This window comes from Stenotrophomonas sp. YJH_SMC_110, assembly GCF_059369255.1.
The window spans coordinates 1-25,505 of sequence record NZ_JCAFSM010000002.1; the positions used below are offsets into that span (position 1 = coordinate 1).

The 25,505-nt window shown below is 66.6% G+C and carries 21 protein-coding genes and 1 pseudogene; 12 read left to right on the top strand and 10 right to left on the bottom strand.

From position 1 onward, the window contains the following. Nucleotides 1–474: 474 nt before the first annotated feature. The 3 genes and pseudogenes from AC5P6H_RS04630 to AC5P6H_RS04640 all read right to left on the bottom strand — a co-directional run bounded on the left by AC5P6H_RS04630 (nt 475) and on the right by AC5P6H_RS04640 (nt 4,721). On the bottom strand, nt 475–2,124 hold the full coding sequence (locus tag AC5P6H_RS04630; protein ID WP_014648014.1) for a phosphoethanolamine transferase: 1,650 nt from the start codon (nt 2,122–2,124) through the stop codon (nt 475–477). Continuing rightward, on the bottom strand, nt 2,121–2,888 hold the full coding sequence (locus tag AC5P6H_RS04635) for a phosphatase PAP2 family protein (RefSeq protein WP_032960034.1): 768 nt from the start codon (nt 2,886–2,888) through the stop codon (nt 2,121–2,123). The genes AC5P6H_RS04630 and AC5P6H_RS04635 overlap by 4 nt, the downstream gene beginning before the upstream one ends. Nucleotides 2,889–2,999: 111 nt before the next feature. Beyond that, a pseudogene (locus tag AC5P6H_RS04640) lies at nt 3,000–4,721 on the bottom strand (ArnT family glycosyltransferase). A 113-nt stretch (nt 4,722–4,834) separates the two neighbouring features. Here AC5P6H_RS04640 and AC5P6H_RS04645 point away from each other — a divergent pair. Then, nucleotides 4,835–5,548, top strand: a complete 714-nt coding sequence (locus AC5P6H_RS04645; protein ID WP_014648011.1) for a response regulator transcription factor — start codon at nt 4,835–4,837, stop codon at nt 5,546–5,548. Further along, nucleotides 5,535–6,821, top strand: a complete 1,287-nt coding sequence (locus AC5P6H_RS04650; protein ID WP_014648010.1) for a sensor histidine kinase — start codon at nt 5,535–5,537, stop codon at nt 6,819–6,821. The genes AC5P6H_RS04645 and AC5P6H_RS04650 overlap by 14 nt, the downstream gene beginning before the upstream one ends. A gap of 86 nt (nt 6,822–6,907) precedes the next feature. Here the strand turns inward: AC5P6H_RS04650 and AC5P6H_RS04655 are convergent, their stop codons facing one another. Beyond that, nucleotides 6,908–7,297 (bottom strand): VOC family protein, encoded by a 390-nt coding sequence (locus AC5P6H_RS04655; RefSeq protein ID WP_014648009.1) that lies wholly within the window; start codon nt 7,295–7,297, stop codon nt 6,908–6,910. Between the two features lie 158 nt (nt 7,298–7,455). On the opposite strand from AC5P6H_RS04655, the gene AC5P6H_RS04660 reads away from it, so the two are divergent. Further along, nucleotides 7,456–8,706, top strand: a complete 1,251-nt coding sequence (locus tag AC5P6H_RS04660) for a DUF819 family protein (RefSeq protein ID WP_014648008.1) — start codon at nt 7,456–7,458, stop codon at nt 8,704–8,706. 117 nt (nt 8,707–8,823) lie between these two features. Here AC5P6H_RS04660 and AC5P6H_RS04665 read toward each other — a convergent pair whose 3' ends face one another. Then, nucleotides 8,824–9,048, bottom strand: a complete 225-nt coding sequence (locus AC5P6H_RS04665) for a YbdD/YjiX family protein (protein WP_032958992.1) — start codon at nt 9,046–9,048, stop codon at nt 8,824–8,826. Next, complete coding sequence (locus AC5P6H_RS04670) at nt 9,048–11,129, bottom strand: carbon starvation CstA family protein (protein WP_014648006.1); 2,082 nt, start codon at nt 11,127–11,129, stop codon at nt 9,048–9,050. The genes AC5P6H_RS04665 and AC5P6H_RS04670 overlap by 1 nt, the downstream gene beginning before the upstream one ends. Before the next feature lie 215 nt (nt 11,130–11,344). On the opposite strand from AC5P6H_RS04670, the gene AC5P6H_RS04675 reads away from it, so the two are divergent. Beyond that, nucleotides 11,345–12,196, top strand: a complete 852-nt coding sequence (locus tag AC5P6H_RS04675) for a pirin family protein (protein WP_014648005.1) — start codon at nt 11,345–11,347, stop codon at nt 12,194–12,196. Nucleotides 12,197–12,324: 128 nt separating this feature from the next. Here AC5P6H_RS04675 and AC5P6H_RS04680 read toward each other — a convergent pair whose 3' ends face one another. The 4 genes from AC5P6H_RS04680 to AC5P6H_RS04695 all read right to left on the bottom strand — a co-directional run bounded on the left by AC5P6H_RS04680 (nt 12,325) and on the right by AC5P6H_RS04695 (nt 17,343). Then, the gene (locus AC5P6H_RS04680) at nt 12,325–12,783 is read right to left on the bottom strand and encodes a hypothetical protein (RefSeq protein WP_049441929.1); all 459 of its coding nucleotides are present in this window, start codon (nt 12,781–12,783) and stop codon (nt 12,325–12,327) included. 199 nt (nt 12,784–12,982) lie between these two features. Further along, nucleotides 12,983–13,702, bottom strand: coding sequence for an aquaporin Z (gene aqpZ / locus AC5P6H_RS04685; protein ID WP_142235301.1), 720 nt, complete (start codon nt 13,700–13,702; stop codon nt 12,983–12,985). A 121-nt stretch (nt 13,703–13,823) separates the two neighbouring features. After that, a complete protein-coding gene (locus AC5P6H_RS04690; RefSeq protein WP_005410608.1) occupies nt 13,824–14,687 on the bottom strand; it encodes a pirin family protein in 864 nt (287 codons plus the stop codon). Nucleotides 14,688–15,279: 592 nt separating this feature from the next. Beyond that, nucleotides 15,280–17,343 (bottom strand): 3-hydroxyacyl-CoA dehydrogenase NAD-binding domain-containing protein, encoded by a 2,064-nt coding sequence (locus AC5P6H_RS04695; RefSeq protein ID WP_014648002.1) that lies wholly within the window; start codon nt 17,341–17,343, stop codon nt 15,280–15,282. 235 nt (nt 17,344–17,578) lie between these two features. Between AC5P6H_RS04695 and rpoE the strand changes: the two genes are divergently transcribed. The 8 genes from rpoE to era all read left to right on the top strand — a co-directional run bounded on the left by rpoE (nt 17,579) and on the right by era (nt 25,501). After that, on the top strand, nt 17,579–18,199 hold the full coding sequence (gene rpoE, locus AC5P6H_RS04700; protein ID WP_014038091.1) for an RNA polymerase sigma factor RpoE: 621 nt from the start codon (nt 17,579–17,581) through the stop codon (nt 18,197–18,199). Continuing rightward, nucleotides 18,196–19,071, top strand: coding sequence for a sigma-E factor negative regulatory protein (locus AC5P6H_RS04705; RefSeq protein ID WP_495202354.1), 876 nt, complete (start codon nt 18,196–18,198; stop codon nt 19,069–19,071). The genes rpoE and AC5P6H_RS04705 overlap by 4 nt, the downstream gene beginning before the upstream one ends. Nucleotides 19,072–19,145: 74 nt before the next feature. After that, nucleotides 19,146–20,678 (top strand): DegQ family serine endoprotease, encoded by a 1,533-nt coding sequence (locus AC5P6H_RS04710; RefSeq protein ID WP_014648000.1) that lies wholly within the window; start codon nt 19,146–19,148, stop codon nt 20,676–20,678. A 180-nt stretch (nt 20,679–20,858) separates the two neighbouring features. Further along, complete coding sequence (gene lepA, locus AC5P6H_RS04715; protein WP_032958997.1) at nt 20,859–22,652, top strand: translation elongation factor 4; 1,794 nt, start codon at nt 20,859–20,861, stop codon at nt 22,650–22,652. Nucleotides 22,653–22,707: 55 nt separating this feature from the next. Continuing rightward, a complete protein-coding gene (gene lepB, locus AC5P6H_RS04720; protein ID WP_014038087.1) occupies nt 22,708–23,502 on the top strand; it encodes a signal peptidase I in 795 nt (264 codons plus the stop codon). 52 nt (nt 23,503–23,554) lie between these two features. Continuing rightward, nucleotides 23,555–23,938, top strand: a complete 384-nt coding sequence (locus AC5P6H_RS04725) for a DUF4845 domain-containing protein (protein ID WP_014647998.1) — start codon at nt 23,555–23,557, stop codon at nt 23,936–23,938. After that, nucleotides 23,928–24,608 carry a ribonuclease III gene (rnc, locus tag AC5P6H_RS04730; protein ID WP_046431951.1) on the top strand — a complete coding sequence of 227 codons (681 nt, stop codon included), beginning with the start codon at nt 23,928–23,930 and terminating at the stop codon, nt 24,606–24,608. Before AC5P6H_RS04725 ends, rnc begins: the two co-directional genes overlap by 11 nt. After that, nucleotides 24,605–25,501 carry a GTPase Era gene (gene era, locus AC5P6H_RS04735; protein ID WP_005410599.1) on the top strand — a complete coding sequence of 299 codons (897 nt, stop codon included), beginning with the start codon at nt 24,605–24,607 and terminating at the stop codon, nt 25,499–25,501. Before rnc ends, era begins: the two co-directional genes overlap by 4 nt. The last annotated feature ends 4 nt before the right edge of the window (nt 25,502–25,505 follow it).

A 25,505-nucleotide genomic window follows, 5' to 3' on the forward strand; every position in this document is an offset into this window, starting at 1 on the left:
CTACATGGCGATCGTCGAGATCCAGGCTTACACGGCGGCCCACGCCGGCTCTCGACACCTACGCTGCCAGATTCCGATCAGATAAGGCTTGGCAGCCGCATCCATGCGGCTGACACCCCGCACTCCGACACCGCCCCACCTCTGACAGATTCCGTGTGCTGTCGGTAGGTGTCGACCTTGGTCGACACATCTGTCAGATATCGACAATCAAAATGGGGTCGGATCCGTTTTCCTACGGAAAACGGATCCGACCCCATCGGCATGTCCAACAGATCGCGGAAAACTGTCGAAGGCGGGGTGGGTCCGGTGGCGGGAGTGTCCGCGGCATGGATGCCGCAGCCAAGCCCCCAAGGATGGGTTTACGGCGTCTCCCGCCACCGGGCCCACCCCACCATCCCACGGAATGCACGCTGTTGCTGTTGCTTCGGCCGTTGCCCCTGCAGGTGCAGGGCTGCAAGCCCTGCCGAACACTCCTCAACTCTCGCAGTTGGCGAACACGTCGCGGTCGCGTTCGTACAGCGAGGTCTTCACCTGCATCAGGCCCAGCACCGACGGGAACAGGTTGTCATGGTCGGTATACGCCGCCGAACGCTTGCGCACGCACTGCAGGTCCAGCCCACGGCTGCTGGCGAAGCCTGGCGAGAACCACATCGTCATCGGTACCCGGGTCTGCTCGGCCGGGGCGATGGCGTAGGGCACGCCGTGCAGGAACAGGCCCTTCTCGCCCAGCGACTCGCCGTGGTCGGACAGGTAGATCATCGCCGTGTCGTAATCCTGCATGCCCTGCAGCGTGCCGATGGTCTTTGTCAGGAAGTGATCGGTGTACAGCACGGCATTGTCGTAGCTGTTGGTGATCTCTTCGCGCGAGCAACGGCCAATGTCACGGGTATCGCAGGTCGGGGTGAAACGGCGGAATGCGGGCGGATAGCGCTCGAAGTAGGCCGGACCGTGGTTGCCCAGCTGGTGCAGCACCACCACCCGGTCGCCGGGCCTGGCGCGTACCTGGGTGGCCAGGTCCTGCAGCAGGATCTCGTCCATGCAGCGGCCATCGGCGCACAGGCCCGGCGTGGTGGCATCGGACAGCGACTGGAAGTCCAGGCCTTCGCACACGCCCTTGCAGCCGGACTGGTTGTCACGCCACAACGGTGCGATGCCGGCGCGGTTCAATACGTGCAGCAGCGACTGGTGCGCGCGGATCTTCTTCTCGTCGTAGTCATGGCGGCCCCACGGCGAGAACAGGCACGGCAACGAAACCTCGGTGCTGGTGCCGCACGAATGCATGTCCGGGAAATTGATCACGCTGGCCTGCGCCAGTTCCGGGGTGGTGTTGCGGCCACCGTTGAGCCCCCAGTTCTGCGCACGCACGGTCTCGCCCATGACGATCACCAGCAGGCGCGGCTTGCTGGCCGGCGCGCGCGGGGTGGCCTTGGCATCGGTGCCGATCGGCAGCTTCGGCGCGCGCTGCACCGGATTGTCGCCACGCAATGCACGCGGCATGCCCAACAGGACATTGGCCGGTGTCGCGAGATAGCGCACTTCACGCTGGTTGCGCATCAGTGCCGAGACATCCTGGAACGAGATCAACGCGCCGCCGACAGCCGTCACTGCCGCCACCACCAGGAAGCCGACACGCCAGAGCAGGCTGCGGCCCCAGCTGCGGCGGCGCAGCTGCACGCGCCACAGCACCACCATCGGCAGCACTGCCAGCAGCAGTACCGGCCACAGCAGCGATACCGTCATCAGCTCGCGGCTTTCCTTGGGGTCGGTCGCCAGCACGTTGCGCAGCATGTCCGCATCCAGGTAGATGTGGTAGCGGCTCATGTAGTGTGCGGCGAATGCGGTCACCAGCAGCAGCAGGCTGATCACCACTTTGGCGTTCCAGCGCCAGACCAGGATGCCCAGCAGCACGCCGTGCGCACCCAGCAGCAACAGCAGCAGCGACAGCGCGTAGCGCAGGCTGCCCGGATGGCTGGCCATCGCGCTGTGCCAGAACAGGCCGTTGCCGGCCACCGCGAAGAACAGGCTGGTGAACGCGATCAGTGCTTCGGTGGACAGCTGTGGCCGCCAGTGGCGAAGACCCGCCAGCGCGGAAGGGCGGGCGGGGCGTTGGACCGATGCACTCATGCGTTTGCCTCCTGGCGGTTGGGACGGTCCAGCTGAGGGCGGATCAGGATGCCTTTGACGATCAGGTACAGGCCGAGTGACAGCAGCCAACATATCAACGCGGTGGCAACATCATGCGAAAGGAAATGCGCGCCGCGCAGCTGCTGGCTGATGCCGAACACCAGGCCGGTGCCGAGGCCGATCCACAAGCCTGCCCAGCGCCACGACGGGCGCCACAGCAGGGCGAAATAGTACAGGCACAGCCACGCATAGCCTGCGCTGGCGTGGCCGGCAGGGAAGCAGGCCTGTGCGGCCATGCCGGCCGGGCGCTGCGTGAAAAGCCCGATATAGGGCTGATGGCCACCGTAGCGCAGCAGGTCCCAGGGACATTCCATCGGCACCAGGGTCTTCAGCAGGGAGATCACGCCCGTACCCAGCGCCATGCCAATTACGACATAAAGCAGCGCCCATCGCAGGGTGCGATCGCCCCCCTTGCGCCAGTGGTGCACGCACAACAGGATCGCGACCAGCGCCGCCGACGTGCTCAGCCACTTGCCGGCCTTGTGCACCACCGTGCGGGTGACCCAGGCGTCCTGCAACGCCCAGTGGCCACCTTCGAGGCGGAACAGGTGATCGGCCACCCATTGATCACCGCCGAAACCCATCAGCAGCGTAAACACGGGCAGACCGATTGCGACAGGCAGCCAGAAGTGAGTTACGGCGAATCTTGACGCCAGTGGTGATGTCGCAAGCGGCGCTGCCGCATCAATGGGACGAACGGGCATGCTGGGAAGGGGCGGTTCGGGAATCCGCGCTCATGCTCGTCACCTCGATGTCGGAGAAGGGTCGGACGCCCGTTCGCGCCGGGTTAATGAGTCCCCGGCGCGCGTCACCGTTCAGTCTTCTTCGGCGGTCGATCCGGTGCGCTCGGCGTGGCACTTCGGGTCCCAGGCCGTACCGGGAAGCAGTTGCCAACGATTCCTGTTGGCAATGCCGATGTCGATCACCTTGGCCGGGTCCACGCAGGGGCTCATCGCATCGTCCAGCACCAGCACCCAGCGCTTGCCCGGCGCCTCGGCCAGCCACGGGCCGGCGTCATGCCATTGTTCGGCCCACGGGCGCTTGAAGCCGAACTCGCGCACCGGCCGATCTGCCTGCAGCAGGTTCTGTTCGCGCCAGGCGACCAGTGCCAGCTCCGCATCCGGGCCGATCCGCGCGCCCACCCGGCGCATCACCGCCGACGCTGATGCGTACGGATCCAGCGCCGGGATCAGCACCAGGCCGTAGAGCATCCACAGCATGCCGTGGGTCAGCAACACCAGCGTTGCGGCACGTCGCACCCGCAGCCACACGATCAACGTGGCCAGGGCAATGGCAAAGGTCAGCAGGCCATCTCCCAGCACCGGCAGCAGCGAATCGGGCATCGCCCGCCGTTCCAGCTGCGCCAGGGCCCACGGATGTTCGGTCATCAGCATCACCCCGAGCACACCGGTGGCCAGCATCAGCACCACGGTGTAGCCGAACAGGTAGCGCCGCACGCAAAGCCGTCGCAGCAGGCCAGGCAACAGCGGGGCCACCGCCAGCGCCATCGCCGGCAGCATTGGCAGCACATAGACCTCGCGCTTGCCGGGGCTGGCACTGAAGAACACCAGCACCAGCAGCGCCCAGCCCAACAGCAGCCATTGCCGGCAGTCACCACGGCGGATGCGGCGCCACCAGGGTTTGAACAGCATCGGCAGCAACAGGCTGCCCGGCAGCCACAAGGTCAGGATCACCTGCAGGTAGTACCAGACCGGCTGGCGGTGGTGCCAGGCGTTGGCGTAGCGGGTGCCGGTCTGCTTGAACAGCAGTTCGTGGGCGTAGGACTGCAGGGACGCGCTGGGCTCATGCAGCAATGCCCAGCCCAGCGGGGCAAGCCACACCGCCACGCCCAGCAGGAAGGCCGGGATCAGCCACAGCAGCGTTGCCGGGTGCGGACCGTCCACGCTGCGCCCGCGGCGGCGCTGGTACAGCCACCAGCCGAACCACGGCAGCACCATCAGCAGCGGCAGGAACCCCACGCCCTTGGTCACCGTGCCGAGGCCAGCGGCGAAACCGGCCAGCCACAGCGCGGGCAGGTTGCGGCGCTCGCACAGGTGGCGCATCAGTCCCCACAGGGCCACCGTGGTCATGCCGACCAGCACCATGTCGATCTGCGCGCGCTTGGCCATCAGGCCGAACTGCAGGGTGCAGAACAGCGCCGCGAGGGCGTACAGGGAATGCCGCGGCGACTACAGCCGCCGTGCCAGGTCCGACACCAGCCACAGGCTGAGCAGGGCGCCCAGCAGCGACGGCAGCAGGAACGACCATTGCCAGCTACCGACCACCTCGTAAGCGGCCGCCTGCAGCCACATGAAGACCGGCGGCTTCTCCGCGTACAGCTCCACGCCCCGGTGCGGCAGCAGCCATTCCCCACTTTCGACCATGGTACGGGCCGCCAGCACGAAGCGCGGCTCGTCCGGCGGCTGCGGCTGGCGCAGGCCGATACCGGCGGCCAACGCGGCGATGATCAGCAGCCACAACAGGGGCAGGCGCCAACGGCGGGGCAGGGCTACGGGCACGGCAGGCTCCGGGAGCAAAACCGCCACTCTGACGTGGCTGGGGTAGGAAAGGCGTCGGAGCGGGCGCAGGGCGACCGCATTCCGACATGGTCGGCGCTACCATGGTACGAACTTCCGTGGATCTTTCGTGCATGCGTCTGTTGGTGATCGAGGACAACCGCCAGCTGGTGGCCAACCTGTTCGACTATTTCGAGTCGCGCGGGCACGTGCTCGACGTGGCCCCGGATGGCATCACCGGCCTGCACCTGGCAGGCAGCCACCCCTACGATGCGGTGATCCTGGACTGGATGCTGCCGCGCATGGAGGGGCCGGAGGTGCTGCGTCGCCTGCGCGCCGAGCACGCGTCGGAGGTGCCGGTGATCATGCTGACCGCGCGCGACGAGCTGCCGGACAAGATCGCCGGCTTCCGCGCCGGTGCCGACGACTACCTGACCAAGCCGTTCGCCCTGCCCGAGCTGGAAGTGCGGCTGGAGGCGCTGCTGCTGCGCGCGCAGGGCCGCAATCCGCGCAAGCGCCTGCAGGTGGGCGACCTGGTGCTGGACCTGGCGACCCTGGAAGCCCAGCGTGGTGGCCAGGTGCTGCACCTGTACCCGGCCTGCCGCAAGCTGCTGGAAGTGCTGATGCGCGCCAGCCCCGGTGCGGTCACCCGCCAGCAGCTGGAGTTCGCCCTGTGGGGCGACGAGCCACCGGATGGCGATCTGCTGCGCTCGCATGTCTACGAGCTGCGCCGCAGCGTCGACGGCCCGTTTGCCGACAAGCTGATCCATACGCTGCCGCGGGTGGGCTATCGGTTGGCGCTGATGGACGCTGCCGACGCAGGCAGGAATGCTGATGAGGGCGCGTAAGCCGGGGCCGCTGTACCGGCGGGTGGTGTGGTGGTTGCTCGGGTACCTGGCACTGCTGTCGATTGCAGTATTCAGTGTCGGCAACTACGTGCACGAACACGCCGAGCACGCCGCGTGGCGCGCGCTGCTCAATTCCGAACTGGACAGCATCGTCGAGCATGTCGAGCACGAACCTCACTATCGCTGGCAGGACTCGGACACGCTGAGCCTGTACCGCTTTGACGCAGTCAATCTGCCAGAGAGCCTGCGCTCCCTGCATCCTGGGTTGCATGACGGAGTGATGGTCAAGGGCCGCGAGACGGCGGTGATGGTCCGTGAAACGCAGTCGATGGGACGGGTGGCGCTGGCGCTTGACATTTCCGATTTCCATGACCTGGAACAGTTCGCCACGCGCTGGGTGATGCTGGCCGGGGTGATCATGATCTTCGTCACCGTGCTGATGGCGTCGTTCGGCATGGAGCGGATGGTGCGTCCGTTGAGCCTGCTGGCACAGCACATTGCCGGGCTGCGGCCGGGCGTGCAGGGCCAGCGTATCGAAGTCGATCCGCGCGGCAGCGCCGAGCTGCATACCATCGCCGGTGCGTTGAACGACTACCTGGACCGCAACGAGCAGTTCGTCGAGCGCGAGCGGGTCTTCATCAGCACCGCCAGCCACGAACTGCGCACGCCGATCGCGGTGATGACCGGTGCTGCCGAGCTCGCGCTGGAGCAACCGGGCCTGCCCGAGCGCGCCCGCCAGCAGATGCAGCGGGTGTTGCGCACAGCGCAGAGCGTGGAGCAGCTGATCGAGCTGCTGCTGGTGCTGGCGCGTGATCCGGCACGCCTGGCCGCGCGTGCCGAGCGCATCGCCCTGGACCAGCTGCTGCCGGAGATCGTCGACGACCATCGCCACCTGCTCGGTGACAAGGACCTGAGCATCGGCATCCAGGCGGCGCCGGTGGATATCGTTGCGCCGATGGCAGTGGTGCAGGCGGCGATCGGCAACCTGCTGCGCAATGCCATCGAGAACAGCGGCCGCGGCCATATCGAGCTGCAGTTGAGTGCGTCGGCGGTGCTGACGCTGCAGGACCCAGGGCATGGCATGAGCCCGGAGGAGATTGCCGCCATCCACGCGCGCATGGCCCGTGGCGGACGCGCCGATCGTGGCGGCGGCATCGGCCTGGACCTGATCGCGCGGTTGTGCGAGCACCTGGGCTGGACCCTGCAGCTGCAGCCCTGCGAGCCGCGCGGAACGCGTGTAACGCTCGATTTCAGTGCCTCGCGCCCGGCCTGATCCGGCCGTCCTGGTAGATGCCAACCTTGGTTGGCATGCGGCCCGTCGACCAAGGTCGACGCCTACCCACGCAATGGCTGTTCGCATTACCGCCCGTTCGGCCGCGCCACGTGCTGGTCGATCAGGATCACGTTGCCGTCGGGATCGGCCAGCTGCAGGTAGCCGGTCCCCTGGCCATCGGGGTCAGTGCGGACTGCCAGTTCGATGCCCTTGGCATCCAGTTCCGCCTGCAGTTCACGCACATCCTGGAAGTGGGGCAGCTCCTGCCTGTGCTGGTCCCAGCCGGGGTTGAAGGTCAGCAGGTTGCCCTCGAACATGCCCTGGAACAGCCCGATGACCGTGCCGTTGCTGCGCATTACCAGCCAGTTCTGCGTGGGATCGCCACCGGTGACCGAGAACCCGAGGGCTTCGTGGAACGCGCGGGAGGCGGCCAGGTCCTTCACGGACAGGCTGACAGAGAACGCACCAAGCTGCATGGGCCTGCTCCACAACGGTGATGCCGCAATCGTCGTCAATGCAGGGGAAGGCGACAAGCAGCGCAGCATGACCAGGCGTGAAGACAATGTTAATCTCGACCTGCGCCGCTTCATGCGGCGCTTTTTTTTCTCCGCTCTTTCGATCGACAGAGGATCCCATGCCGACCGAACCCGCTACCGCCCTGATCAGCAACGACATCGTTGGACTGGGCCTGATTGCCGCCACCCTGGCCCTGATCTTCTGGGCCGCCAGTGGTCCGACCCCGTTGTTGAAGAAGATCTTCGCCTGGGTGCCGGCACTGCTGCTGTGCTACTTCATCCCCGCCATCTACAACACCGCCGGTGTCATCGATGGCCACAACACCTCGCTCTACAACCCGGTCGCGCGCGACGTGCTGCTGCCCGCTGCGCTGGTCCTGCTGACACTGTCGATCGACCTGAAAGGCGTCATCAAGCTCGGCCCAAAGCTGCTGATCGTGTTCTGTGCCGGTACCGCCGGCATCATGCTCGGCGCCATCGTCTCGTTCCAGCTGATGAAGCTGATCCATCCGGAAACGGTGGCCGGTGATACCTGGGCCGGCATGGCCGCGCTGGCCGGCAGCTGGATCGGTGGCGGCGCCAACATGGTGGCCATGCGCGAGGTGTTCGGCACCGATGCCACCACCTTTGGCCAGTTCGCGGTGGTCGACGTGGCCTGCGCCAGCCTGTGGATGGCGATCCTGCTGTTTTTGGCCAACCGCGCGCAGCAGATCGATACCCGCAACGGTGCCGACACCCGCGCCATCGACGAGATGAAGGCACGCATCAGCGCCTACGAGGCACAGAACGCGCGCATTCCCAGCATGACCGACCTGATGGTGATCGTTGGCGTGGCATTGGGTGGCGTCGGCCTGGCCCATGCCATCGCCGCGCCGTTGTCGGGCTGGTTCAAGGCCAATGTCAGCTGGGCCAGCCAGTTCAGCCTCGACAGCCAGTTCGTCTGGGTGATCCTGCTGTCCACGGCGATGGGCCTGGGCCTGAGCTTCACCCGTGCGCGCCGGCTGGAAGCCGCAGGCGCTTCGCGGCTGGGCACGGTGTTCCTGTACTTCCTGATCGCCTGCATCGGCATGCAGATGAACCTGCTGTCGCTGCTGGATCGGCCGTGGCTGTTCCTGCTTGGCGCGATCTGGATGGCCACGCACGTGCTGGTGCTGTGGGTGGTAGCCAAGCTGCTGCGCGCGCCGCTGTTCTTCTTCGCGATCGGTTCGCAGGGCAACATCGGCGCGGCCGCCTCGGCCCCCGTGGTGGCCGCAGCCTTCCATCCGACGCTGGCCCCGGTGGGCGTGCTGCTGGGTACGGTGGGCTATGCCACCGGCACCGGGCTGGCGTATGTCACCGGCCTGATCCTGAAGTGGATGGCCGGCGCCTGAGTCCTGGCCGGACGATCCTGTTGCGGGTTCGCGGCGTGCGCCGCGAACCCGCTCTGCCCGTGTAGAGCCGAGCCCGCGCTCGGCTTTCTTTTGCCTGCTGAAAGGCAGGCCTGGCCCTCAGCAGCAGCGCCCGCCGTTGCGCCCGCCGTAACGCGCTTCCTGGCGCTCGCGGAAGAACGTCTTGTAATCCATCGGCTCCTGGTCCGGGTGCTTATCCAGCATGTGCCGGACGTAATTGTCGTAATCAGGAATGCCACAGCACAGTCGTGCGGTCTGCACCAGGCGCCGCCAGATGCGGCGGTGCGCCTGGTACTGGCCGGCGGGAACCAGTTGCGTGCTCATCACAGATCCACCATTTCATGCGGCTTCAGCGCCACGTACGGGGTCTCGCGGTCGCTGCGCTGCGGGTTGCGGCGTGCCGCCAGGATGGTCTTGATCGAATACACCAGCACCGCGCCGACCACCAGCAGGAACAGCGCGGTCAGGCCGGTGTTGACGTAGGCGTTGACCACGATCTGCTTCATCTGCGCCACCGACTTGGCCGGTGCAGTGATCGTATCGCTGGCGAGCGCGGCCTGGAACTTGTGTGCCTGCGCCAGGAAACCCTGCGCCGGGTTGCTGTCGAAGATCTTGATGAAGCCGGCGTAGGTGGTGCAGATCAGCAGCCACACCGCCGGTACCGCAGTGACCCACGCATAGCGGTCACGCTTCATCTTGAACAGCACCACCGTGCCCAGCATCAGCGCGATGCCAGCCAGCATCTGGTTGGAGATGCCGAACAGCGGCCACAGCGTCTGGATGCCGCCGAACGGATCGACCACGCCGGTGTAGAGCAGGTAGCCCCACAGCGCCACGCAGCCGGCGGTACCGATGATGTTGGCGGTCCACGACTCGGTCTTCTTCAGGGCCGGCACGAAGTTGCCCAGCAGGTCCTGCAGCATGAAGCGCCCGGCGCGGGTACCGGCGTCCACCGCGGTCAGGATGAACAAGGCTTCGAACAGGATCGCGAAGTGGTACCAGAACGCCATCATCGCGTCGCTGCCACTGGGAATCGCTTCGTGCAGGATCTGCGCGATGCCTACCGCCAGCGTCGGTGCACCACCGGCGCGGTGCAGGATGGTCGGTTCACCAATGGCGGCCGCGGTCGCGGTCAACTGCTCGGGGGTAATGGTGAAGCCCCAGGTGTTGGTGATGTAGTGCGCCGCCGAGGCTGCATCGGCACCGATCACGGCGGCCGGGCTGTTCATCGCGAAGTAGATGCCCGGATCGATGATCGAGGCCGCCACCAGCGCCATCACCGCCACGAACGATTCCATCAGCATGCCGCCGTAGCCGATGTAGCGCATGTGCGCTTCATTGGCCAGCAGCTTCGGCGTGGTGCCGGAGGAGATCAGTGCGTGGAAACCGGAGACCGCACCGCAGGCGATGGTGATGAACAGGAAGGGGAACATGCCGCCCTTCCACACCGGGCCATCACCGCTGGCGGCGAACTGGGTCAGCGCCGGCATCTTCAGTTCCGGCATCACCACCAGGATGCCGATGGCCAGCGCGATGATGGTGCCGATCTTGAGGAAGGTCGACAGGTAGTCGCGCGGGGCCAGCAGCAGCCACACCGGCAGCACCGAGGCGACGAAGCCGTAGCCGATCAGCATCCAGGTGATCTGGGTGCCGGTGAAGGTGAACGCCGGCCCCCACACCGGGTCGGCGGCGACCTTGCCGCCGTACCAGATCGCGGCCAGCAGCAGGATCAGGCCAACCACTGAAATCTCGCCGATCCTGCCGGGGCGGATGTAGCGCATGTACACGCCCATCAGGATCGCGATGGGCATCGTCGCGATCACCGTGAACATGCCCCACGGGCTTTCGGCCAGCGCCTTGACCACCACCATCGCCAGCACCGCCAGGATGATGATCATGATCAGGAACGCACCGAACAGGGCGATGGTGCCGGGTACCTGGCCCATCTCCTCGCGCACCAGGTCACCCAGCGAGCGGCCGTTGCGACGGCTGGACAGGAACAGCACCATGAAGTCCTGCACTGCGCCGGCCAGCACCACGCCCACCACCAGCCACAGCAGGCCGGGCAGGTAGCCCATCTGCGCGGCCAGCACCGGGCCGACCAGCGGGCCGGCGCCGGCAATGGCGGCGAAGTGGTGGCCGAACAGCACGTGCTTGTTGGTCGGCACGTAGTCCAGGCCATCGTTGTTGATCACCGCCGGGGTGGCCCGGGTCGGATCCAGCTGCATCACCTTGTTGGCGATGAACAGGCTGTAGAAGCGGTAGGCGACCAGGTACAGCGAGACCGCGGCCACCACGATCCACAGTGCGTTGATGTGCTCGCCGCGGCGCAGGGCGACGGTGCCCAGACAGAATGCGCCGAGCAGGGCGAGTGCCGCCCAGCCCAGTTTGGAAAACCCTTTCATGAGGTGCTCTCTCCCGGAAAGACAGTCAAAGAGTCCTGCTTGCCCACGACAGGGTCAATTGGCACAGGACGAATCGGCGGTAGTACTTTGGTCGTACGACGGTGGCGCTGACGTGCAGCCAACATCAGGGATGGAACAATTGGTTGCGGTGCCATCCATTGGCGTACGGCCATGTGGCGTCCATCTTCAGGGGCATCCATCCCACAGGAGTCGCCATGAGCCTTCCCGAACCGGTCCGCGTGCTGCGCACCATCCGTGGCATGCCCACCTCCGACGGTGCCGGCGTGCGCCTGACCCGCGTCATCGGCGGCCCGACGCTGCCGGACCTGGACCCGTTCCTGCTGCTCGATGAATTCGGCACCGACCGGGCCGAGGACTACATCGCCGGCTTCCCGGAACACCCGCACCGCGGTTTCGAGACCGTCACCTACATGCTCGACGGACGCATGCGGCATCGCGACAACCATGGCAACGAAGGCCTGTTGACCCCGGGCAGCGTGCAGTGGATGACCGCTGGCCGCGGCCTGGTGCACTCGGAGATGCCCGAGCAGGAAAGCGGGCAGATGCGTGGATTCCAGCTGTGGGTGAACCTGCCGGCGAAGGAGAAGATGACCGAGCCGAAGTACCAGGAGTTCGCGCCCGAGCGCATTCCCGTGGTGCAGCCGGCAGCCGGCGTGGAAGTGAAGGTGATCGCCGGCTCGGTCGACGGCACCCGCGGCCCGATCGTGCAGCCGGCCACCGAGCCGCTGTATCTCGACATCACGTTGGCGCCCGACCGGGCCTGGACTTACACGCTGCCGGAAGGCCACAACGCCTTTGCCTATGTATTTGAAGGCGGACTGACGGTGGGTGAACAGGACGCCGCCCGTGATGTTGCGCGCCAGGAGCTGGCGGTGCTGGGCGGCGGCGAACAGCTGCATGTTTCGGCTGGCAGCGAAGGCGCGCGGCTGATCCTGGTGGCCGGCCGTCCGTTGCGCGAGCCGGTGATGCGGCACGGCCCGTTCGTGATGAACACGCGGCAGGAACTGATGCAGGCCTTCGTCGATTTCCAGGAAGGCAGGTTCTGAGGTAGTGCCGGCCGCCGGCCGGCACCTGCTTTTGATCAGGACCGAAGGGTTTGCCGGCCGGCGGCCGGCACTACCTGCCGATCGAGGTGCATTGCGGGGATGCTGCCAGGCAGTCATCCCCGTCACCTTCAGCGCCCGGCGGCCACGGCCGACGGGGTCAGGCTCATGCCCTGCGCCAGCTGCTGCAGTGAGCTCAGCTCCTGCGCGCTGTCCGGATACAGCGCAATCTGCGCGTAACGCCCTTTGTCGATCTTGACCACGCTGATGCGCCGTTCGGCGTAACCCGGCGGTTGCTGGCCGCCCAGGTCGGGCTGGTACCAGTACAGCGATTCACCGCCGAAGCTGCCTTTTTCCTGGCGCAGCGAGCGGCTCAGCGGAATGGCGGGGTCACGCGCGCTGAGCATCAGGCTCAGTACTTCGCGGCCATCAGGGGTGCTGGCGCGGCAGACCAGGAAATCGGCCTGCACCTGCTGCTGCCACTGCAGGCCACTGCTGGCTGGCAGCGAAGGACATTCGGACGGCGCCTGCGCGGCGGCCTGGGCCGCAGCGAACAGCAGGCTCGACAACATGACAGGCACGAACTTCATGCATCCCCCAAGGTGATGAGTTGTTTGGCTCCGCCAGCAGGGCCGGCGGCCATGGCATCCCATCCCCGGATGCCGCCCCATCCGGCATGTGCACGGACGGTCAACTCAACCTTAACGGAACGTGAGCAATCGCACAATTCGCGGTTGCAGAAGTAACCATTGCCCCGCCGAGGGTCGGCCGCAATGGGAGTCGCGAGGATCAGCGGTCGCTGCCGATCCACTTGTAGATCAGGCCGCCGATCGCGCCGCCCAGCAGGGGAGCGACCCAGAACAGCCACAGCTGGCTGACTGCTCCGCTGCCGGCAAAGAAGGCCACGGCGGTGGAGCGGGCCGGGTTAACCGAGGTGTTGGTGACCGGAATGCTGATCAGGTGGATCAGGGTCAGCGACAGGCCGATCGCCAGTGGGGCGAAACCGGCCGGTGCCTTGCCGTGGGTGGAACCCATGATCACGATCAGGAACACCGCCGTCAGCACCACTTCGCACAGGAAGGCGGCTGCCACGCTGTAGCCGCCGGGCGACAGCGTGCCATAGCCATTGCTGGCGAACGCACCCGCCTGGCTGCCATCGATGGCGAAGCCACTGGCGCCGGAGGCGATCTGCAGCAGGATGAAGCCGGCCAGCAGACCGCCGGCAACCTGGGCGATGATGTAGGGCACCAGATCCCTGGTCGGGAAACGACCACCGGCCCACAGCCCGACGCTGACTGCCGGGTTGAAGTGCGCGCCGGAGATATGGCCGAACGCATAGGCGCCGGTCACCACGGTCAGGCCGAAGGCCAGCGCCACGCCGAGGAAACCGATACCCAGCGGATTGCCGTCGCCACCGAACTTGGCGGCCAGCACCGCACTGCCACAGCCACCCAGAACCAGCCAGAACGTGCCGAGGAACTCGGCGGACAAGCGTTTACCCATGCTCATGTGTTGCACTCCTTTGACGGTCGAAAGTGTGATTTATGTCACATTTCAATGATCAGCGGGTGACTGTCGCGTCAACGCCGGGTGCAGGGATACACCTTCAGATGTGTGCAACACGCGATGTTCAGTACTGCGGAAGTGGGATGAATTCCTTGTCGTCGCCCGGAATGGTGCCGAAGCGGCCGGCTTCCCAGTCGTGCTTGGCCTGCTCGATGCGCTCCTTCGAGCTCGACACGAAGTTCCACCACAGGTGGCGCGGGCCATCCAGCGGCTCGCCACCGAACAGCATCGCCTTCACCGGCGTCTTCGCGCGCAGGCGGCCGCGTGCACCGGCTTCGGGGATCACCAGGTGCTGCGCGGGAATATCCACGCCATCCAGCTGCGCGTCGCCCTCGAGGATGTACAACGCGCGCTCGCGGTGGCCGTCGTCGATATCGATTTCCGCATCGGGGTCGAGATCGATTGCCACGTTGAGGGTGTCGGCGAACACCTTCACCGGCGATTCCTCGCCGTACGCACGGCCGGCGATCACCCGCAGCCACGCGCCGTTGCGACGCTGCTCGGGCAGGGTGGCAGCGGCATGGTGGTAGAACGCCGGCTCGATCTCTTCATGCGACTTCGGCAGCGCGACCCAGGTCTGCATGCCGTGGATCGGGTTGTCGTGATCGCGGTCCGGCTGCGGCGTGCGCTCGGAATGGGCGATACCGCGGCCGGCGGTCATCCAGTTGACGTCACCGGGGCGGATCACCTGATCCGAACCCAGCGTGTCGCGGTGGCCGATCGCGCCCGACCACAGGTAGGTGACGGTGGCCAGGCCGATGTGCGGGTGCGGACGCACGTCGATGGCGGTGCCGGGGTGCATGAGTGCCGGGCCCATCTGGTCGACGAACACGAACGAGCCGATGCTGCGCGCCTGCAGGGTGGGGACGGCGCGACGGACTTCGAGGCCGCCGATGTCGTGCACGCGCGGGGCGATGATGGTGGTCATGCGGGCGTTCTCGCTGGCAGGGATCAGGTGGTGAGCATCGCATGCAGCTGTGACGGGCACATGCCCTGTATGGGTAACAGGGTGTTCCAGCCAACGGCGCAGCCCCTCGTGGCTGTGGGGTTGGTTGCGTAAAGCAAAAGCCGCGCTTGGCCGGGCGGGGTGGGTTCGCGGGGGACGCCGTGAATCCGTCCCTGGAGGCTTGGCCGCGGCATCCATGCCGCGGACACCCCCGCGGACCCACCCCGCCCGGCCTCTGACAGTTTCCGTGTGCGTCCAGCCACGGAGAAGAAAAAAGAAAATCAAAATCAAACGCCGGTCGCTTCGCTCCTGGTGTCGACCAAGGTCGACACCTACCAGCCATCGCAGTTCAGCAACCGTCACCGGGAAACTGTCTGGGTGGGGCGGTGTGGGCTTGCAGGACCGTTGGCGCCATGGATGGCGCCATCGAGCCCCCATGGATGGGTTTACGGCGTGTCCTGCAAGCCCACACCGCCCCGCCCGCCTAACAGAAAAGCCAGAGCCGGCTGTTGCTCCGGCTCTGGCTTCGGCGGTTGCCTCTGCGGGTGCCGGGCCGCAGGCCCGGCCGATGAACTCAGACCACCGGTTCGCGCAGGACGGGGTTGTCCCAGCCGGGGCGCGGCGCGAAACGGTCGCCATGGCGCTGCTGCAGCGCCTTCAACCGCTCGACGATCGCATCGGCACCGACCGCACGGATGTGCTGGATCGGACCGCCGCGGAACGGTGCGAAACCGGTGCCGAAGATCACGCCGGCATCCAGCAGGTCCGCGTCGGCCACCACGCCCTCGTGAAGGCAGGCCACCGCCTCGTTCAACAGCGGCAGGATCAGGCGGTCCTCCAGATCGGCCGGGGCCTGGTAGTCGCTGGCCACGTCCGGCTTCTTCGGCTTGCCGTTCTCCCAGGTGTAGATGCCCTGGCCATCCTTCTTGCCGCGTTTGTCCGGTTCCACCGTCTGCAGTGCGGCCGGGATCTGCAGGCCCAGGAACGGCGCCAGTTCGCGGCCGACGCCGGCGGCCACGTCCAGGCCCACGGTATCGATCAGTTCGATCGGGCCCATCGGCATGCCGAACTTCACCGCGGCCTTGTCGATCACCGGGCCCGGAATGCCCTCGGCATACGCGGTGGCCGCTTCCAGCATGTACGGGAACAGCACGCGGTTGACCAGGAAGCCCGGGCTGCCTGCCACCGGCACCGGGAACTTGCCCAGCGCCTTGCAGAACGCGGCCAGGCGACGCTCGGTCTCCGGCGCCATGCCGTCGTGATGGATGATCTCCACCAACGGCATCTGCGCTACCGGGTTGAAGTAGTGCAGGCCCGCGAACTGCGCCGGGCGCTGGATGTGGTCGCGCAGTTCCACCAGCGGAATCGACGAGGTGTTGGTGGTCAGCAGGGCGTCCTGCTTCATCTTCGGCTCAAGCGTCTGGTACAGCGCACGCTTGGCTTCGGGGTTCTCGATGATTGCCTCGATCACCAGGTCGGCCTCGGCCACGCCGTTGCCTTCCAGGTCGGCACGCAGGCGCGCGGCCACGGCCGGGCGCTTGCTCTCGTCGCGCACCTTCTTGGCGAACAGCGCCTGCGCGCGTTCCATGGCCGGGTCGATGAAGCGCTGCTCGCGGTCCTGCAGGGTCACTTCGAAGCCCTTGTAGGCGGCCCACGCGGCGATGTCGCCGCCCATCACGCCGGCGCCGACCACGTGCACGTGGCGGATGCCGGAATCACCGCCACCGAGGCCCTTCAGGCGTTCGGTGAGGAAGAAGATACGGATCAGGTTGCGCGCGGTCGGAGTACTGGCCAGCTTCACCACGGCACGCCGCTCGGCGTCCAGGCGGGCCTGGATCGGCTTGCCGCCACTGCGCTGCCAGGTGCTGATCAGTGCGTACGGCGCCGGGTACTGGTCCTTCTTCGCCTTGCGGGCGACCTGCTTGACCATCTGCGGTGCCAGCAGCGTGCGTGCCAGCCAGGTGTTGGTGGCCCAGGCCGTGGCGCGCTGCTTGAACGGGCGGGTGGTGCCGGACAGCGCCAGTGCAACGGCCGTGTCGAGCACCACCGCCGGTGCCACCACCTTGTCGACCAGGCCGATGCCACGCGCGGCCGAGGCCGACAGGGTGCGGCCGGTCAGCATCATGTCCATCGCTGCCGGGGCGCCTACCAGTTGCGGCAGGCGGGCGCTGCCACCCCACCCCGGGAAGATGCCCAGCTGGGTTTCCGGCAGGCCGATGCGGGTGCTGCTGTCATTGGAGGCCACGCGATAGCGGCAGGCCAGGGCAAGCTCGGTGCCACCGCCGAGGCAGTGGCCGTGGATGGCCGCCACGGTCGGGCAGGGCAGCTCGGCCAGCTTCTGGTAGGTGGCCTGGCCACGCCGGATCGCGTCGTTGACGGTGCCGCGACGGTCGAATTCCTGGAACTCCTTCAGGTCGGCACCGGCAATGAAGCCGGCCTTCTTCAGCGACTGGATGACTACGCCCTTGGGCGGGTCCAGGGCAATGCGCTCAAGCAGGTCGCCCAGTTCCAGCAGCACGTCCTGCGACATCGCATTGACGCTGCTGTCCTGGCGATCCAGGGAGAGAACCACCACGCCGTCGTCGCGGATCTCGGGGTGCCAGTGGCTGAAGCGGAGACCATCGAAGCCTGAGAGCATGGACGTTCCATCCGGTTGTGTATGGAGAAGCGGCTATGATCCAGAGGTTGTTTCCCCCGCGTCAAATCCCAATAGCAGGGGAGTGGCGCCCCCGGATCCATGGCCGTGGATCGGGACGCTAACCGAATGGTGGTTAAAAGCTGGTGCGGCGCCAGGTGATCGGCGACTGAACTTTTCCCGGGATTGGCAGTCTCATTGCCCGACGTCGGTTGGGCTGACAGGAGTGCGGCCCCTCATGGCCGATGTTGATACACCTCAGGAGCTGGATCTGGAGCTGGTCCGGCGCGTGCAGCACGGCGAGAGTGCCGCGTTCGATGTCCTGGTGCGCAAGTACCAGCATCGGGTCGTGGCCCTGGTCGGTCGCTACATCGCCGACTGGAGCGAATGTCAGGACGTCGCCCAGGACACTTTCATCCGTGCCTACCGCGCGATCGGGAGTTTCCGTGGCGATGCCCAGTTCTCAACCTGGTTGCATCGAATCGCCGTGAATACCGCCAAAAACTACCTGGCTTCACACAATCGTCGTCCGCCGACCGATGACATCGACATCGGTGACGCCGAGCAGTTCGACAGCGGTACCCGCCTGCGGGACACCGACACGCCCGAGCGCGAGTTGATGCGCCAGGAGCTGGAACAGACGGTCATGAAGGCCGTCAACGCGCTGCCGGAGGAACTCCGGTCGGCGATCACCCTGCGCGAGGTGGAAGGCCTGAGCTACGAGGATATCGCGCAGAAGATGGGGTGCCCGATCGGCACCGTGCGTTCCCGGATCTTCCGGGCGCGCGAGGCGATCGACACCGAACTCCGGCCGCTGTTGGACATCGGCAGCGCCACCCGTGAGAAGAGCCGCGTATGACCAGTAATCCGTTCAACGAATCGCAGAACCATCAATCGCCCGCCGGGCAGCGCCTGGACCAGCGCCATCGCGAGCAGCTGTCGGCCCTGGTCGATGGCGAGCTGGGTGCCGATGAAGCGCGCTTCCTGCTGCGCCGGATGGAACACGACCCCGAACTGGCCGGCTGCCAGGAGCGCTGGCAGCTGCTGGGCGACGTGATGCGCGGGCAGGCCCCGGCGTTGGCACCGGCCGGCTTCAGTGCCGCCGTTGCGGCCGCCATTGCGGCAGAGCCGACGCCGCAGGCCGAGCCGCGTCGCCAGGTGCGTCGCAGTGGCTGGCGCGCCTGGAGCGGCGGTGCTGCGCTGGCCGCATCTGTGGCCGCGGTCGCCCTGTTCATCGGCGGCGAGAAATTGAAGGAGGCGACGCCGGGTGAACCGCAGGCGCCGCAGGTGATCGCCAGCCAGGCGGAACTGGCACCGGCCGCGCCCACCCCAGTCACCGAGGCTTCGGTGGACACGGCCGCAGTGGCCGTGGCTGCTGCGCCGGCCGTAGCGATGGCCGCGGCGGGCCGCCGCCAGGACGCCCGCCGTGCCAGCGCTACGCGTAGCCAGCAGGCCGCGCGTGCCGCCCAGCGCGACGACACTTCGCAGCGCGCCATCGCGGCCGTGCAGGCACCGTTGACCCCGACCGTGCCGGCCAACGCCAACCGCAACCTGCCGTTCGGCGAGGTCAGCGGGCTGCAGGCCCGGCCATGGCCGCGCTCCAGCCTGGCGCCCGCCGCTGGCGGCGCGCTCAATGCCAGCTTCCCGGCCCACGCCGGTAGTGCCGCGTTCTATCCGTTCGAGCCGCGCCTGCAGGATGACCTGCCGGTGCCGCCGCGCCCGCGCGACTGAGCCGGGCGCCTTCACGCCCCGCCGTCGGCGGGGCCCGTATTCCTCTTTCCACCCGACCCGGAGGTTGCCGTCCGATGACTCCCCGACTCCGCACGCAGGCCATTGGCCTGCTGGCCCTGACCCTTCCCCTGGTGGCCTGCGCACAGGCGCCGGCGCCCGTCGCCCAGACCCAGCCCGCGCCAGCCGCGGCCGCGCGGGCACCGGCGCAGCCGCTGGTCAGTGGCCTGCCCGACTTCACCAACCTGGTCGAACAGGTCGGCCCGGGCGTGGTCAACGTCGATACCACCATCGTCCGCAACAACCGCCAGGCCGCGCGCGGCCCGATGGGCGACGATGACATGCCGGAGTTCTTCCGCCGCTTCTTTGGTCCCGACTTCCCGATGCCGGGGCAGGGGCCGGGTGGGCCAGACGGTGGCCCCAGCATCAAGGGCCGTGGCATGGGCTCGGGCTTCATCATCTCGCCCGATGGCTATGTGCTGACCAATTACCACGTGGTGGCCGACGCCAGTGACGTGAAGGTCAAGCTGGGCGACAGCCGTGAGTTCACCGCCAAGGTGGTGGGCAGCGACCAGCAGTACGACGTCGCCCTGCTGAAGATCGACGGGAAGAACCTGCCAACCGTGCGCGTGGGTGACTCCAACAGCCTGAAGCCGGGGCAGTGGGTTGTCGCGATCGGCTCGCCGTTCGGCCTCGACCATTCTGTCACCGCCGGCGTGGTCAGCGCCGTCGGCCGCAGTACGGGCGGCCCCGACCAGCGCTATGTGCCGTTCATCCAGACCGACGTGGCGATCAACCAGGGCAATTCCGGTGGCCCTCTTCTGAACACCCGCGGCGAAGTGGTCGGCATCAACTCGCAGATCTTCTCCGCGTCCGGCGGCTACATGGGCATCAGCTTCGCGATCCCGATCGACCTTGCGATGAGCGCGGTGGAGCAGATCAAGAAGAGCGGCAAGGTCACCCGCGGCCAGCTCGGCGCGGTCGTGGAGCCGATCGATTCGCTGAAGGCGCAGGGCCTGGGCCTGCCGGACAGTCGTGGCGCCCTGGTCAACCAGATCGTGGCCGGCAGTGCGGCCGCCAAGGCCGGCGTGCAGGTGGGCGACGTCATCCGCTCGGTCAACGGCAGCCCGGTCAACAGCTGGTCCGACCTGCCGCCGCTGATCGGTGCGATGGCGCCGGGCAGCAAGGTGAACCTGGTGGTGTACCGCGACGGCAAGCCGCATGACCTCAGTGCCACGTTGACCGCCCTGAGTGAAGACGGGCAGGCCAGTGCCCGCGGGCCGTCGGCCGGCGGTGCCGAGGCGGCGCCGCAGACCGGGGCCAATGCCCTGCTGGGGCTGGACGTGAGCGACCTGAGCGCGGCTCAGCGCAAGCAGTTCGGGCTCAACGGCAACGAAGGCGTGCGCATCACCGGGGTCAAGGGCCAGGCGGCGCGTGATGCTGGCCTGTCGCCGGGCATGGTGATCCTGCAGGTCGGCCGCGTCGCGGTCGGCAGTGTGGATGCCCTGAACCGGGCGCTGTCCAGCTTCAAGAAGGACGACGTGGTCATGCTGCTGGTCCGCACGGCCAACGGCAACAGCGCCTTCGTGGCGGTCAAGGCCGGCCAGTAGGGCCTGCCGGGGCCGCTCCGGCGGCCCCTGGGCCTCCCCCGAAGCCCCGCCCCGGCGGGGCTTCGGTCGTTCCGGGCCGGTGCCCGGCAGCCGGTTTTCGCGGCCGGGCGCTGGGCGTGCGATAATCGACCGTTACCCTGACGACGCCGCGCGCCGCCGCCACCTATGTCTTCTGATTCGATGCGGAACATCCGCAACTTCTCCATCATCGCCCATGTCGACCACGGCAAGTCCACGCTGGCCGACCGCATCATCCAGCTCTGCGGTGGCCTGCAGGCCCGCGAGATGGAAGCGCAGGTGCTCGATTCCAATCCGATCGAGCGCGAGCGTGGCATCACGATCAAGGCGCAGTCGGTGTCACTGCCGTACCTGGCCAAGGACGGGCAGACCTACCACCTGAACTTCATCGACACCCCCGGCCACGTCGACTTCTCCTATGAAGTCAGCCGCTCGCTGGCCGCCTGCGAAGGCGCGCTGCTGGTGGTCGATGCGGCGCAGGGCGTGGAAGCCCAGTCGGTGGCCAACTGCTACACCGCCGTGGAGCAGGGCCTGGAAGTGGTGCCGGTGATCAACAAGATCGACCTGCCCACCGCCGACATCGAGCGCGCCAAGGCCGAGATCGAGGCCGTGATCGGCATCGATGCCTCCGACGCCGTGCCGGTCAGTGCCAAGACCGGCCTCAACGTGCAGGACGTGCTGGAAGCGATCGTGCACCGCATTCCGCCGCCGGCGCCGCGCGACACCGACAAGCTGCAGGCGCTGATCATCGACTCGTGGTTCGACAACTACCTCGGCGTGGTGTCGCTGGTGCGCGTGATGCAGGGCGAGATCAAGGCCGGTGACAAGCTGCAGGTGATGTCGACCGGCCGCAACCACCAGGTCGACAACGTCGGCGTGTTCACGCCGAAGCGCAAGGTGCTGCCGGCGCTGCGTGCCGGTGAAGTGGGCTGGGTCACCGCCAGCATCAAGGACGTGCATGGTGCGCCGGTCGGCGACACCCTCACCCTGGCCGGCGACCCGGCGCCGAAGCCGCTGCCGGGCTTCCAGGAAATGCAGCCGCGCGTGTTCGCCGGCCTGTTCCCGGTCGATGCCGAAGACTACCCGGACCTGCGCGAAGCGCTGGACAAGCTGCGCCTGAACGATGCCGCGCTGCGTTTCGAGCCGGAAAGCTCCGAAGCGATGGGCTTCGGCTTCCGCTGCGGCTTCCTGGGCATGCTGCACATGGAAATCGTGCAGGAGCGCCTGGAGCGCGAATACAACCTGGACCTGATCAGCACCGCGCCGACGGTGGTGTATGAGGTCCTGAAGACCGATGGCTCGATCATCAACATGGACAACCCGGCCAAGCTGCCGGCGGTGAACCAGGTCGAGGAAATCCGCGAACCGATCATCCGCGCCAACGTGCTCACCCCCGAGGAGTACATCGGCAACATCATCAAGCTGTGCGAAGAAAAGCGCGGCAGCCAGATCGGCATCAACTACCTGGGCAGCCAGGTGCAGATCAGCTACGAGCTGCCGATGGCCGAGGTGGTGCTGGACTTCTTCGACAAGCTGAAGTCGGTCAGCCGCGGCTACGCCTCGCTCGATTACCACTTCGTGCGCTTCGACGCAGGCCCGTTCGTGCGCGTGGACGTGCTGATCAACGGTGACAAGGTCGATGCGCTGTCGTTGATCGTGCACCGCAGCCACGCTGACCGACGTGGCCGCGAGCTGTGCGAGAAGATGAAGGACCTGATCCCGCGCCAGATGTTCGACGTGGCCATCCAGGCCGCCGTCGGCTCGCAGATCATCGCCCGCACCACGGTCAAGGCCATGCGCAAGAACGTGCTGGCCAAGTGCTATGGTGGCGACGTTTCGCGCAAGAAGAAGCTTCTGGAAAAGCAGAAGGAAGGCAAGAAGCGCATGAAGCAGGTCGGACGCGTGGAGATTCCGCAGGAAGCGTTCCTGGCCGTCCTGCAGATGGACAACAAGTAAGGCCCGCACCGGCCCTGCGGGGCCGGTCGTCTGGTGACGTTGCAAAGGACCCTGAATGAAACTGTTTGAGATCCTCCTGGTCGTGCTGACCCTGGCCTCGGGCCTGATCCTGCTCGCGGACAAGCTGTACCTCGCCAAGCGTCGCGCCCAGCGCGCGGGCCTGCTCGACTCCGAGCCGGTGCTGGTGGATTACTCGCGTGCGTTCTTCCCGGTGCTGGCGATCGTGCTGATCGTGCGCAGTTTCATCGCCGAGCCGTACAAGATCCCGTCCAGCTCGATGATGCCGAACCTGCTGATCGGCGACTTCATCCTGGTCAACAAGTTCTCCTACGGCCTGCGCCTGCCGATCAGCAACACAAAGATCGTGCCGTTTGGCGAGCCGTCGCGCGGCGACGTGGTGGTGTTCCACTTCCCCGGCCACAGCGACAACGATCCGGCCAAGGGTGAGAACTTCATCAAGCGCGTCATCGGCGTGCCGGGCGACACCGTGGTCTTCGAAGGCGACGGCGTGATCCTCAACGGCGAACCGCTGAAGTACGACAACAAGGGCATCTATGCAGGCCACAAGGGCCAGGGCGAGGGTGCCAACCTGCTGGTCGAACACCTGCCGGGTCGTACCCACACCGTGCTGGAGACCGACTATCCGCGTGGCCAGGGCCAGTGGACCGTGCCGGCCGGCAAGTACCTGGTGATGGGCGACAACCGTGACAACAGCGACGATGGCCGTTTCTGGGGCCTGCTGCCGGAAGAAAACCTGCGCGGCAAGGCCTTCCTGATCTGGCTGAACTGCCAGGGCTGGTTCTGCAAGGATGGCTTCGAGCCGTCGCGGATCGGCTCGAGCATCAACTGATCGGGCATCAACCGAGTATTTTCACATCCAACGCGTATCTGGGGAGAACGCAATGAAGACGATGAACACGCAGCGTGGCATGACCCTGACCTCGTTCCTGGCGGTCCTGATCGTGGTCGGTTTCTTCCTTTACATCGGCATGAAGCTGTTCCCGATGTACCAGGAGTATTACGCGGTGCGCTCGGCGATGAAGAGCCTGGCCAACGAGCCGGGTGTGGGCAGCATGGAACCGGCCCGGATCCAGGATCTGTTCTTCAAGCGGCTGTACATCAACTACTCGGAAAACGTGAAGCCGGCCAACGTGAAGTTCGACCGCCGCGACAATGGCTGGACCCTCAAGGTCAACTACGAAGTGCGCCGTCCGCTGGTCGGCAACCTGGACGTGGTTGGCAAATTCGATTCATCCCAGGACCTGACCCGAAGCGGTGCCGAATAAACCTTTCCAACGTGGTGACCTGATCGGTCATCCCTTCCGCGACCCGGCGCTGCTGAAGCAGGCGCTGACGCATCGCAGTGCCGGTGCGCCACACAACGAGCGCCTGGAGTTCCTGGGCGACAGCATCGTCAACATGATGGCGGCCGAGGCGTTGTACCAGCGCTGGCCCAAGGCTGACGAAGGCGCGATGACCCGTGCCCGCGCCGAGCTGGTGCGTGAAGGCGCGCTGGCGGTGATCGGGCGCACCCTGGAACTGGGCGATCGACTGATCCTGGGCCCGGGAGAAATGAAGTCCGGCGGCCACCGTCGTGATTCGATCCTGGCCGACGCGGTGGAAGCCGTGGTGGCTGCGATCTACCTGGATGCCGGCTTCGAGGCCTGCCGGGCGGTGGTACTGCCCTGGTTCAGCGCTTCGATCGAGGCACTGCCGGCCTCCGGCCGGCCCGAGAAGGACCCCAAGACCCGCCTGCAGGAATGGCTGCAGGCCCGACAGAAGGCGTTGCCGCAGTATGAACTGGTGTCAGAATCCGGTGACGACCACGCCAAGCACTTCCGGGTACGCTGCAACGTAGCCGACCCGGCCGCCAGCACCGAGGGCGAAGGCGCCTCGCGGCGGCTTGCCGAACAACAGGCGGCTGCGGCCGTCCTAGAACAACTGGATTCCAAGTGAGCGAACAAACTCCCCATCATTGCGGCAGCGTGGCCGTCATCGGCCGCCCGAACGTGGGCAAGTCGACCCTGACCAATGCCCTGGTCGGCGCCAAGGTCAGCATCGTCTCCAACCGTCCGCAGACCACGCGCCATCGCCTGCTGGGCATCGCCACCTATCCGGAAGGCCAGCTGGTCCTGGTCGACACCCCTGGCCTGCACAAGGTGCAGAAGCGGGCGATGAACCGGGTGATGAACCGCGCCGCGCGTGGCTCGCTGGAAGGCGTCGATGCAGGGCTGCTGGTGATCGAAGCCGGTCGCTGGGATGAAGAGGACAGCCTGGCGTTCAACGTGCTGCGCGACGCCGGCATCCCGGTGGTGCTGGTGGTCAACAAGATCGATCGCCTGAAGGAAAAGGGCGCGCTGCTGCCGTTCCTGCAGCAGGTGACCGAAGGTCGTGATTTCGCCGCCGTGCACCCGATCTCGGCGCAGAAGCGCAACGGCCTGGAAGCACTGGTGCGCGACGTGCTGAAGCTGCTGCCGGAAGCCCCGCCGATGTTCGGCGAGGACGAGATCACCGATCGCAGCCAGCGTTTCCTGGCCGGTGAACTGGTGCGCGAGCAGTTGATGCGCCAGCTCGGCGAGGAACTGCCGTACGCAACCACCGTCGAGATCGAGCGCTTCACCGAGGATGGCAACCTGCTGCGCATCGGTGCGGTGATCTGGGTCGAGCGCGAGGGCCAGAAGGCCATCGTGATCGGCAAGGGCGGCGCCCGCCTGAAGGAGATCGGCGCCAAGTCCCGCCTGCAGATGGAGCGTCTGTTCGGGGCCAAGGTGTTCTTGGAAACCTGGGTGCGCGTGCGTGAAGGCTGGTCCGACGACGAGGCCGCGCTGAAGGCCTTCGGCTACGAATAAGCCG